This is a genomic window from Chroococcus sp. FPU101 (assembly GCF_017312365.1).
In the GTDB taxonomy this organism is placed as follows: domain Bacteria; phylum Cyanobacteriota; class Cyanobacteriia; order Cyanobacteriales; family Microcystaceae; genus Chroococcus.
The window spans coordinates 48,276-60,654 of the sequence record NZ_BLJI01000014.1; the positions used below are offsets into that span (position 1 = coordinate 48,276).

9 protein-coding genes are annotated in these 12,379 nt (G+C 35.6%); 4 read left to right on the plus strand and 5 right to left on the minus strand.

Translation table 11 applies throughout. From position 1 onward, the window contains the following. Positions 1-12 precede the first annotated feature (12 nt). The 3 genes from CFPU101_RS13760 to CFPU101_RS13770 form a co-directional block, all read right to left on the minus strand. Positions 13-1,767, minus strand: coding sequence for an ABC transporter ATP-binding protein/permease (locus CFPU101_RS13760; protein WP_206815917.1), 1,755 nt, complete (start codon positions 1,765-1,767; stop codon positions 13-15). Between the two features lie 123 nt (positions 1,768-1,890). Then, on the minus strand, positions 1,891-4,479 hold the full coding sequence (locus CFPU101_RS13765) for a cadherin-like domain-containing protein (protein ID WP_206815918.1): 2,589 nt from the start codon (positions 4,477-4,479) through the stop codon (positions 1,891-1,893). A 514-nt stretch (positions 4,480-4,993) separates the two neighbouring features. Continuing rightward, complete coding sequence (locus CFPU101_RS13770; RefSeq protein ID WP_206815919.1) at positions 4,994-5,641, minus strand: phosphoribosyltransferase; 648 nt, start codon at positions 5,639-5,641, stop codon at positions 4,994-4,996. Between the two features lie 256 nt (positions 5,642-5,897). Here CFPU101_RS13770 and CFPU101_RS13775 point away from each other — a divergent pair, with 256 nt between their 5' ends. After that, positions 5,898-6,380, plus strand: a complete 483-nt coding sequence (locus tag CFPU101_RS13775; RefSeq protein WP_206815920.1) for a DUF4079 domain-containing protein — start codon at positions 5,898-5,900, stop codon at positions 6,378-6,380. Between the two features lie 202 nt (positions 6,381-6,582). Then, a complete protein-coding gene (locus CFPU101_RS13780) occupies positions 6,583-8,757 on the plus strand; it encodes a ComEC/Rec2 family competence protein (protein WP_206815921.1) in 2,175 nt (724 codons plus the stop codon). 5 nt (positions 8,758-8,762) lie between these two features. Here CFPU101_RS13780 and CFPU101_RS13785 read toward each other — a convergent pair whose 3' ends face one another. Further along, positions 8,763-9,767, minus strand: a complete 1,005-nt coding sequence (locus CFPU101_RS13785; protein ID WP_206815922.1) for a CHAD domain-containing protein — start codon at positions 9,765-9,767, stop codon at positions 8,763-8,765. Between the two features lie 401 nt (positions 9,768-10,168). Between CFPU101_RS13785 and CFPU101_RS25615 the strand changes: the two genes are divergently transcribed. Then, positions 10,169-10,825 carry a WGxxGxxG-CTERM domain-containing protein gene (locus CFPU101_RS25615; RefSeq protein ID WP_242577967.1) on the plus strand — a complete coding sequence of 219 codons (657 nt, stop codon included), beginning with the start codon at positions 10,169-10,171 and terminating at the stop codon, positions 10,823-10,825. A 68-nt stretch (positions 10,826-10,893) separates the two neighbouring features. Then, the gene (locus CFPU101_RS13795) at positions 10,894-11,277 is read left to right on the plus strand and encodes a hypothetical protein (protein WP_206815923.1); all 384 of its coding nucleotides are present in this window, start codon (positions 10,894-10,896) and stop codon (positions 11,275-11,277) included. Between the two features lie 49 nt (positions 11,278-11,326). On the opposite strand, the gene obgE is transcribed toward CFPU101_RS13795, so the two are convergent. Next, on the minus strand, positions 11,327-12,370 hold the full coding sequence (obgE, locus tag CFPU101_RS13800; RefSeq protein ID WP_206815924.1) for a GTPase ObgE: 1,044 nt from the start codon (positions 12,368-12,370) through the stop codon (positions 11,327-11,329). Positions 12,371-12,379: the final 9 nt, after the last annotated feature.

A 12,379-nucleotide genomic window follows, 5' to 3' on the forward strand; every position in this document is an offset into this window, starting at 1 on the left:
ATTCTGGAACGATCAGTCAAGAATAATAGCTTCACTCGGAGTCGAACCATTACCATTGTTAGAAGTGCCATCAATTTTATAATCACTCGCGGGATATGAATGCCATTTTCCATCACCGAGAAACTCGATAATCGTCTCATGATAAGGAACGATCGTCGGTCGATGTCCAACGCTAATATAAGTAGTATGGGAATCTTTGAGCATTTGATAGAGATGGCGTTCATTTTTAACATCTAGTGCGCTAGTCGATTCATCGAGAACGGCATATTTTGGATTGAGTAAAAAAAGACGTGCAAAGGCTAATCGTTGTTGTTCTCCTAGGGATAAAACATCAGCCCAATTGAGTATTACATCAAATCCGCCGACTCTGGGGGCTAAACTTGAAAGATTAACTTTTTCGAGAACTGCTTGTAATTGTTCATCACTAACATCAAGATCAATATGAGGATAGATGATTTGACTCCGCAGTGAACCTAAAGTCATGTAGGGACGTTGGGGAATAAAAAGCATTTCTGTCTCTTTAGGGCGATAAATATAACCTTTACCACTATTCCAAAGACCAGCAACAGCACGTAATACCGAACTTTTGCCGACTCCCGACGCACCCATGATTAAAAGACCTGTACTGGGAACAACTTCTAAAGATAAATTTTCGATTAATATTTTTTCGTGATTGGGGGTTTCTAGCGTAACGTGAGAGAGGGCTAAACGAGGTTCGATAATGTTGTGGATGGTGTGTTCTGGTTCAATGGGTGTATTGACTTGATCTAAAAATTCGGCAAAGGTTCCCAGTCGTTTAGTCACCGCAGCGAATAAAGTTAGGTCTTGAAAAGAAGTTGCAAACCAACTAAAGACAAAAAGAACCGTCATAAACGCATGAGTCGAACGACTAATATCGCCAAAGGGAATTTGACCAGAAAAATATTGAGGGGCTAAAATCCAGTAAGAAAGGACAAAAGTAATAAACGTTAAACCAAAGCTAAAAGCGGATAAAGCACTCTGAGGCAAAATCATTCTATGAAGGATGAACAATAGACGACTAAATCGTTCTTGTAGCATTTGATCTTCTTGGGCTTCACCTTGATAAAAAGCGATCGATTCACTATTATTGCGAACATGGACTAACCCATAACGAAAATCGGCCTGATATTGGAGATTTTTAAAATTTAAAGGGGTTAGAATTCTACCAATCCAAAAACTGATGAGAGTTTGAATAATAGCTGTGACTAGAGCAACCCAAACTAGGGTACTATTGAGCGACCAGAGAACGCCGACAAATAAAAAGCCTCTAAGTAGATTACTACCAAAATCTAAAGTATATTCGATGGTTTTATTGGTGAATCCATCAATATCATCAGCAATTCGTTGATCTGGATTATCAATTAATGAGTAATTGTTGACTTTATAAAAAGATTGATTTGTAAAATATTGAGCAATAAAATTATTAGTGAGCCATTCTCGCCAATACAAAACGAGTTTTTGCTGAAGAAAAGATTGAGTTAATGTCAGTACAAGTAAGCTCATCAAAATGCCAAGAAAATTTATCAGATTTTGCTCAAATTCATCTACTTTTTTTTCAGTTAAAGCCGTGACAAAATCACCCTGAACTTGATTGAGAGTGACATTTATTTTATTAACAGCAACAATTAAAATCACAACTGAGACAAGAAATGCAAGTGCTTTCCATTTTTCAGTAGATATCCAATAGGGTTTAGCAACTCGCCAAAACCACGCCAAAAATTGTTTGAGTTGTTTAATTCTTTCCATTGATTTAAAAACTATAATTTGCTCTTAAATCAATAATAACAAGAAGCAGAAAAAACAAAAAATAATGCTCAGTGAGAGATTGAACTCAAAGAGCATTGACAGATAATTCACCAAAATCAGTAATTAGTTAGTTGCACCCTGAAGAGATTGAATAACGTCCATCAAAGCATCATATTTCGGTGAACCATTTTGCCCAACATATTCGAGACTGCCCCAACTACCCCATTTAGTGAAGTTTCCAATATCAGAGTAATTCATGAAGCTACCTCCCCCCAACTCGTACCATTTATTAAGATATTGTCTATAAATCTCACCCATGCGCGGGTCGCGGTTAGCGGCAGTGAATAGATTAGTCAGGGTTTGATTATTTTCAGCACCCCCATAACCGACAAGATGCTGTCCACCCTCATAGGCAAGCAGTTGAAGCCCTTTTTGTTGAGCTAAATTGGCATAGTTACTCATCCATGAGAAACTTTGTTGTAAGGCACCACCCGCAGGGCTTGTACTCAAAATACCGCCTCTGGTTATTTCGTCAAAGAGACTGTTTAAACCGCCATCTGGTTGTGTAGCCCAACTAGCGACTTGATTAGCGGTATTGGGGTCTCCTAAATAATTGCCAAAATAAGGGGCAATGGCGATCGCATCAATGCCATAATAGTCGTTAGATTTGGCTCCAGTCGTATCCCAAGCATAAGACAATTCACGTTGTCCTAACCAGACATTAGCCGCTTGAGTGGCCATCACACCAATCACGCGGTCTTTGTCGGTTCCCCACACCGAGTCCCAAATACGAGTAATTTCTGTGGTACGTTTACTGTACCAGTCAGCATAATGTGATAATCCAGCCGCAAGCGCTTGTTGATTAACCCATGAGGTCTGTTGAAACTGCCAGTTCCAAACTTCGTTAGAATATTCGACATAAACCTGGCGTTCGGGTTCTAAATTGTTTTTGACGTATTGAGCAAAATTCGTCACATATTCATTGGTCGCTTGATGGGGCATACAGAACCACGGGTCGATATCGAGTTGATTGGCTAATTGCACCATCACTTCGACGGGTGCGCCAGAGGTTGCCCAACTGGCCTTATTTAGGGTCGGACGATTACTCCATTGGCTTTGTGTCGAGTTGTTAATTTGCATCCAGTCCATCAAACGAACTGCACCATAAGGGCTTGTTTTGTCGAGAAATGCTCGATTAAAGATTTGTTGAGTGTAGCTGCTTTCGCTGGCTTCTGGTATAACTCGTATGTTGCGAAGATAGTTCCCTGTTTGATTGGGGTCGGTGGCAGTGATTGAAAGATAAATGCCTGCGTTTGATGGGGTGACATTAATCACGTCGCGTCCTTTTGTGGAGGCGGTTGTATCTTTGAGTGCATCAAAGCTATAGTTGATGGTGCCTTCGCCGTCGTAGAGAACAAGATATCGACCACTGGGATATCTACCTTGTAGTTCTCGATACAATAAGGTGCCGACTGATGTATATTGTGTGGTGCCGCCAGTGGATAGGGATTTGACGTAACCATTGACATCAAGATTTAATAAATTGCCTTCATTGGTGTTCCAGACTCCTGTTTTTTGGGTAATCCACGATCTTGAGGTGCGGAAGCCATCGATAAAAGGGAGTTGTGTTGAGTAGTCGGCTAATCCCGATAAGTTTGTTCCTAGTTTGACTGATGTATTTGAGGTATTACTTGCATCTACAGTGATATTAGCTGTAGCAGTTGATATTCCTCCTCTAGAGTCACTAACTGTATATTTAAAACTGGCCTGACCATTAAAATTAGAATTGGGTGTAAAAGTTATATTAGTTCCATTAATTTGAATGCTGCCGTTTACTGCTTGATTAATTGCCGTTACGGTTAGTAGATTATTCTCAACATCGCTATCATTACTAAGTAGTTGTGCATAAGAAAGGGAAACAGGCGTATTTTGCTGAGTTGAAAAGCTGTCATTTACTAGAGTGGGCGCATCGTTAACGGCATTAACTCTAATATTAACTGTTGCAGTTGATGTTTTACCATTACGATCAGTAGCCCTATATTTAAAAGATGCGTTTCCAAAAAAATTAGCAAACGGATTAAAAAAGATATTATCGTTAACTAGGGTAACCGTTCCATTCATGGGTCTTTCAACACTCGTTACTCTTAAAGATGTTCCCACGTCATTACTCAAGAGTTGACTCGCTGCAATTGTAATTGGGGTATCTTCAAGTATACTAAAATTATCCCGATTTAATGTAAGTCTTTCAGTCAGATAAATATTATTAAACCAGCTTTCTGCTGTTGGATTAGTAATATCTTGGTCATTAATAAATGTTAAATAACTAATATTACCTCTTAAATAATTTCCTAATGAAATTGTATATTTGCGCCAACTACCAGGGTTAGCTGTTGAGTAATTATTATTATTTAATATTCCAGAATTTTCTGTTCCAAAGAGATTAAAATATTGCTGAGAACTAATATCATTATCACTGTCTACACCAATTCCCTGAATTTCGCCTTGAGCAGAACTTTTATAAGAAAATTCTAAGATTGTATTTGCTGTTACTTCGTATGTAGGGATCTCAAATTTTTTCCAGCCATTACCTGTAATTTTAAGTGTTTGATTATTAACAATAGTAGCTGTAGATTGCAAATCTTCATTAATTCCATATGATGTTAATAAATTTTTATTATCAAATAATACAAGACCGCTAGATGTTAAAGCCATATTTCTCTCGCTGTTATTGTGATCCTTGTGCTTCAATTTAAACAATGAATTGTTAAGATTTAAACTGCACAAAAATCTAGATTACTTTTATAAGATATGAGGTATATTCAGAGAAAAGGAACTGAAAAAATACGGAAGATAGTAAGTGACTTAACTCTAGATCATTAAAATTACTAGAGTGGTTAAATTACTGATAAATAATTATTAATTCGGTATTTATCTAAGTAATTTTTAATAATTAACTAAATTTTGAATGAGGATTCTACTGAGGCAGTCTGGAAACAAGGATCAGTAAAAATTCGTGAAAGTTTACCCTAGAACATAGTCAATAATTTTTAGCTTTAATTAACTCTTTAAGATTAAAGTCAGGGAAACTACGAAATTAAGTAAAAAGTATTGAGTATAATTACTGGTTAGCAAAGTTATGAGCGGTACGGGAAAAGCAGCATCGCCTCATTAACCTTCTTAACAATTTTTAATACTTTAAGTGAATTGAATAATACAAAAACATTATTTAAGCGAGAAAAGATAAGTTAAGTAACTCGCAAACTTCTTGATCGGTGGTTTGCTCAAAGTTTTCGTACCAAAGACTGATCGACTGAAGTGGAGAAGGTGAAAACAGATAAACTAATTGATCAACTGCTGACTGAAGTGTTTTTATTGCTTCTTCTGAAATGATCGGAATCGCGACAATGATCACTTTAGGACACTGCTGTTTAATGGCACCGATCGCAGCTTGTAGGGTAGCACCAGTAGCCGCACCATCATCGACTAAAATGATCGTCTGATCTTTAATAACAAGGGCTGGGCGATGACCTTTATACAAAAGTTCTCGTCTTTGTAGTTCTTGTTTTTCGCTCTGTACTACCTTAGAAATCGCCTCCTCAGAGATTTCCATAGATGCTACCACTGATTGATTAATCACCATGACATTATTTGTACTAATCGCCCCCATTGCTAACTCTTGACGTTGAGGGACACCTAATTTACGCACCAAGCAGATATCTAAAGGAAGATTCAGTTTTTGTGCGATTTGAAACGCAACTGGAACACCTCCACGAGGCAGGGCTAAAATTAAGCTATTAGAGGAGTTAGCATATTTAATTAACTTACTTCCTAATAATTGTCCTGCTTCTTTACGATTTTTTAAGAGGAATTTCATTTTTTTTTACATCTAGGACTCTGTATGAATGTTTGTCCAGCTTATGTTTCTTACTTTAGTTCTAGCTTTTTAGAAAAGACAAAACTATTTTTTTCAAATAAATAATTAAATTCAATGCTAAAACCTTAATATTAGACAAATTTCGTCCTCTATTGTATTAATTATTGCACTCATTAATTGTTTTTATCACCTTAATCATGTAGATTTGTAAAGAAAAATCAACATGATTTAATTTATTACCAGAGGAAAACCTGAAATGTCGGACTTACGAGGATATTTAGAACCGATTGCAAACTGGTTCAGTAGTTTAGGAACACCTGAACCTATTGTACATTGGGGACATCCTGCCATGATGGGTATTGTTGTTTTTGTCATGGGTAGTTATGTGGCTTATAGTGGATGGCGTAGCAGAATCACTCTTGATGGAGAAATTGCGAATAAAAGCCGTATTGAACATCGTAAACTAGCGCCTTGGATGTATTTATTCATCACTTTGGGTTATACAGGTGGAATTTTATCTCTTGTCATGCAAAATCAACCCATTTTTGAAAGTGCTCATTTTTGGACAGGCTCTTTAATTATTATTTTATTGGGAATCAATGCTTTTATTGCATTAACTGGATTTGGTGGAGACAATAAACAGACGATGCGAACCATCCATGCTTATTTAGGTAGCACAGTGATTATTTTATTCGTCATTCATGCAATTTTTGGTTTAAATTTAGGTTTTTCCATTTAGATAAATTTACTTGAGTAATTTCTTTTAGTTAGAAATACAAGTGGGTCAGACCCACTTTTTTATATTCCCTAAATACTTAGTTTTAAATACAGAGATTAGATTAATAAGAAGATTCGTAAAAATACGGTTATTTTTTTAAGAACATCAGCGTATTTTAGTTAAAATAAATATTTCAAAATTTTAAAAATTACTAAAGACTTGAATGACACGAAACTTAGGATTAGCAATCTGTTTGTCTTATTGTATTGGTTTACTTTCTACGGGATTTTTTGGACTTTATAATCCTCATCCTTCTTGGCAACAATGGTTAATTGTTACTTTTGGGTTATTTTTCCTTTATTTCGTAGTTTGCAACATTATCAAACGACTAAATTACGGGAAATTTAATCAATATTTCTGGTTTTCATCAGTAATAGTGGCATTACTTGGAGTTATTTATTTACAAATTCGCATTCCACAGCCGAGTTTAACTGATATTAGTCATCTCATTTCGACTAATGCTAAAACTCAAATAATTACTATTACGGGAAAAGCGTTGAGTGAAAGTAGACAAACTACCAATCAAAAAATACAATTTTGGTTAGCACCCCAAGAGGTAACAAGTTCACATTTGATTAATCAGTCAGTTAGCGGCAAATTATACGTTACCCTTGGCTTATCAGAGAAATTAGTCATTCACACTAATCAAGTTATCACAATCCAAGGTCTTTTATATTTACCCAAGTCTAGCTCTAATCCAAATTCCTTTGATTTTAAAGCTTATTTACATCGTCAGGGAGCTTTTGCAGGATTAAAAGGACTAAAATTAATTGAATTACAAGAACCACCTTGGGGTTTATGGTTAATTAGACAAAGAATTGTTAATGCTTTACAAAAAGGGTTAGGTGAATCATATGGTTCTATATTAGGCTCTATTGTAATTGGTAGACAAGCTGTTGATTTACCGATAGAAGTGCGTGAAGCCTTTATTAAGGCAGGTTTAGCTCATGTGTTTGCAGCTTCGGGTTTTCAAGTTGCTTTACTACTTGGTATTGTCATCAGATTAACTCGTGCTTTGACACCCCGTAAGCAATTAATGATTGGTATTTTTGTCTTAGTTTTTTATGTTGGTTTAACTGGTTTACAACCTTCGATACTAAGAGCTAGTTTAATGGGTGCTGGTGCCTTAATTGGTATGATTTTAAATCGAAAAACCTATCCTTTAGGTTCTTTACTCTTAGCGGGAACTATTTTATTATTATTTAACCCTTTATGGATTTGGGATTTAGGATTTCAGTTAAGTTTTTTAGCAACATTTGGTTTAATTGTTACTTTACCTATTTTATTACGTTGGTTTGATTGGTTACCTCCGACAATTGCTACTATTATTACTCTGCCTTTAGCTGCTTCTATCTGGACTTTTCCACTCTTAATATATACGTTTAGTAGTGTTGTAACTTATGGTGTTTTGGTTAATATTATTACCGCTCCATTGATTACTATTATTAGTTTTGGAGGAATGTTCAGTGCAGCAATGAGCTTAATTTATCCAGCTTTGGGAAGTGCGATCGCATTTTTATTTTACTATCTAATTCATTTTTTATTACAAACTGTCTTATTTTTTAATCATCTCCCTGCAAGTGCTTATGCAATTGGTAAACTTCCCCTAAGTTTAATGCTTTTTATTTATCTAATTATGATTTTAGTTTGGTTAAATTCTTGGTTTAGACGGTACTGGATTTTGATTTGTCTATTTCTTTTAACAATAACTATCATTACAGTTAGTTACTCTCGTTTATCTTTAGAACAAATAACAGTTTTAAGTTCGAGTTCTGAACCAATAATCATTATCCAAAATCGAGGACAAGTCATTGTAATTAATGGAGAGGAAGCAGAAGCAGTTAAATATACTTTAATTCCTTTTTTAACACAACAGGGAATCAATCAAATTGATTATGTTATTTCTGTAAACTCTGACGCTAATTGGTCAATTATGTCTAAAAGTATACTTTTGAAAAACAAAATAAATGTTTCACAAAATAATTCATTCAATCTAGACAATTTAAAGTTAAGTTTTCCAACTCCTAATTTATTTCAACTACAGTTTAAAGACCAAACTTGGTTATGGATTAAATCCAATGCAATCTCTCAAAAAATGCTGAAGCAGAATTTAAAATTGTATCCAGAGGTTTTATTATGGTCTAGTAAAACTTTAAATAAAAATTGGTTAAATATTATTCAACCAAAAGTAGCAATATTCTTTAATTATTATCCGAGTCAAACGATTAAAAATTTATTAACAAATCAACAAATTCAATTTTTTTCAACTGGTAAAGATAGCACGACTCAATGGAATACTAAGCAAGGATTTCAAACCTATGTTCCTGAAACGAATTAAAATCATTAAGCATGATTTGAACCATTTTCCGAAACTAATTCAGTAGATTTAGATTTTAGAATGGTTAAATGAAAATCTTTTCGAGTTTCAGCATTTAAGAATTTATGTTGTAATGCTTGCCATTCCAGCCATTTTTGATATCTTGTTTCCTGTAATTGTTTTAATAAAGTTGGAATTTCCTTATCGATATTTTTGCCAAACACTTCAGACAAAAAAGTAGCTAAAACAAAACAGTCTTGAATTTCTCCTAAAACAGCTTGAATGGCTTTAACATCGTCTAAATAGTGTTGATAAAGTTCATCATAAAATTGAGTAAATAACTCCATATTGTAACGAGTTCGTTTAGCTTCTTTTCGCAAATCGTGTAAAATATGACCTTGTTGATGTAATAAATCTTCTACCTCTTGCTGTGTCCAAGATTGATTGAATTCAATTCGCTCTTTAATCACACTACCCATTAACCATGCTGGATGTAAAAGAAAATTACTCACTTGAGGAAGTAATAAATCAGGTAATACCGTCTGAATTTGTAAATAGCCCATCTCTTGATATACTGGTTGCTCTAACCATTTTTGAAAACCATCTTTTAAATCAAAATATAGATCATCATTTAAGATATCTTTAACCTTTTTAAAAGATTTTTTTCTTTCATTTGATAAAGCTTTAATAGCTTGATTTAAAGCCTTTTGTTCTTGAGAAGGTAACAAGGGTTGGTAATGTTTTTCAAACGCTTCTTCTAAAACATCAATATCTCTCAATTCTCCTAAAATTCTGGCGACTTTACCAACATTTTTTTGATTAGCTGATTTAGGTAAAGCTAAAGCATAGGAGAATCCAGCGATCGCACTTCTTAAACGTCTCATTCCTACACGCATTTGATGTAATTCTTCTGGCTCTTTGTCTTGTATTACTTCTGCTTCGTGCTTTAAAATCTTGTTAAAATGCTTATCAATCGCTATATAAGCCCAATCCGCAAGTGTTTTAGCTTTTTGCTTAACGATTTTTGTCATTCCCTCTATTCCTCGGATCGCATCGACTGTAACGATTTTTTGAATCTGATTTTTATATTGTAGCGAATCTTAGATTTAAGTTAACTCAACATTAAGAAGTATTTAAAGTGAATGCTTTGCAATCAACTCAATTTTTAATTTTTTAACTGAATTATAAAACATTTTTAATTTTTTATAAATATATAAATAGGCTTAAATACAAAATAAAAATCATCCACTTGACATTTAACCATTTACTTATATTAAAAGTTAGACTTCAAAATCAATAAATTTTCATCAAAAAGAATTAGAGAACAATCAAACTCAAGTAGGAGTAAAAAAAGAAAAGAATAGCAGACACTGATTTGTGGGTACTAAAAACAGACTTGTAAAAGCAAATTCACAGATCGGGTAAACTAACCATGAAAACTTTAAAATCATCTAAAGCTTGGCGTGTCGGCTTGGTTGCGACTGCTGTTTCAACTTTAGCAATAACAATCCCAGTTTCTGCACAAGTTTCTCCGAGTGGTACAACTTCTGGTTCTAGTACATCAGGCACAACTGGTACTACAGGAACTACTGGTACAAGCACTACCGATCCAGCAGGAGCAACAAGAAGCACTGGAACCACGGGCAGCACTGGTTTAACAGGTACTTCTTCTACCGATACGACTGGAACCACTGGAACTACAGGTACTACAGGTACCACTGATACGATGGGAACCACAGGTACAGGTACTACCGATCCATCTGGAGCGACAAGAAGCACTGGAACATCTGGCAGCACTGGTTTAACAGGTACTTCTTCTACCGATACGACTGGAACTACAGGTACGACTGATTCCACTGGAACTACAGGTACGACTGACTCCACTGGAACAGGAACCACTGGAACGACAAACACAACAGATCCTACGGTTGTAAATCGTTATGAAGATAATAATAACTGGGGTTGGCTTGGTTTACTTGGTTTGTTAGGTTTATTTGGATTAAAACGTCGCAAACATGAGACAGTATATCGCAGCGACGTTAATACCGATCCAACAACAACCCGTTCTGGATCTGATTATTACAAATAAAGTTTTGAAGACCTACAAAACCCCCAAAACCATCCATTCTTAATATTGAAAAAATCAGGAGTAAACAAATGAGTTTTGTCAAAAATATTTTTAAAGGTTTAAGTTTATTTGTCCTTAGCCTTAGCTTAGTCACTTTATTTATGATAAGCAATGCTCAAGCAGCGACAATAAATCCAAATAAAGTTGATCACTCCATTGAACCCGAAACCGCAGCATTTGAAAATGCTTCTAAAAGTGCTGATCATAGAGGTTTAGAACGCGCTCAAAACCAACTCAAAAAAACTGAGAACGATAATCGTGCTAGTTTTAATGAGCCATCACCCAGAGGACGTGACCTAAGAGCGTATGATGAAGATGCTAGTATCGGCGAAAAATTTAGCGATACTGTAGGAAATGCAAGCAGAACGTTTAAAGAAGCAACTGAGTCTGTTCTAGAAAATAATCAATCATAATAGATAGGATCGGGGCAAGCTAAAGTGATATCACTCATGAATTGAGCAATTAAGGAGCTTCTATCTTAAAGATACTGCTTTTAAGTTGAACTTCTTCTTGAGGTAAATCATCTAGCTTGTCCCAAACTAATTGTAAGAGTTCCTCTAATCCAGTCCGCGATACAGCAGAAATCATAACGATCGGATCACGGGTTATTTGACTAAATTCGGTTCTTAAAAGTTCTATATCCTCTGGTAACACTGCATCGACTTTATTCAAGGCTAGAACTTGTGGACGATCGATTAAACCTTTCCCGTAAGCTTCTAATTCTTGTTGAATAATCTGATAATCTTGCAAAGGATCTTCAGCCGTCAGATCAACTAAATGTAATAGTACGCGAGTTCGTTCGATATGACGCAAAAACTCATAGCCTAGACCAACTCCAGTATGCGCCCCCTCAATTAAACCAGGGATATCTGCAAACACGGTTCCATCCCCTGTCGGTTTACGAACAACACCCAAATTAGGAACCAAAGTCGTAAAAGGATAATCAGCAATTTTGGGACGGGCTGCCGATAAAGCAGAAATTAAAGTGGATTTGCCCGCATTCGGTAAACCAATAATACCCACCTCAGCGAGTAATTTTAATTCCAGCCGTAAGTACTTATGTTCTCCTTCTAAACCAGGTAAAGCGTATTCAGGGGCGCGGTTACTGTTGCTTAAAAAATGCTTATTTCCCAGTCCACCTTTACCACCTTTGGCAACACAAAACCTTTGACCATGTGTCACTAAATCCCCTATCAGTTCCTCACTTTCAATATCATAAATAACTGTCCCGCAAGGAACTTCTACAATTAAATCTTTTCCATTAGCACCAGTACGATTATTTGGCCCACCTCGCTTTCCATCATCCGCTTTAAACAGACGACTATATTTAAAATCAAGCAGAGTTTGTAAATTTTCCTGTGCAACGAAAATAACCGAACCGCCATAACCGCCATTACCTCCAGACGGGCCGCCTGCGGGTACATATTTTTCTCTAAGGAAGGCAACTAAACCATCTCCCCCTTTACCACCAATAACTTCTATTTCTGAAAGATCAATAAACTGCATGAATAGTAC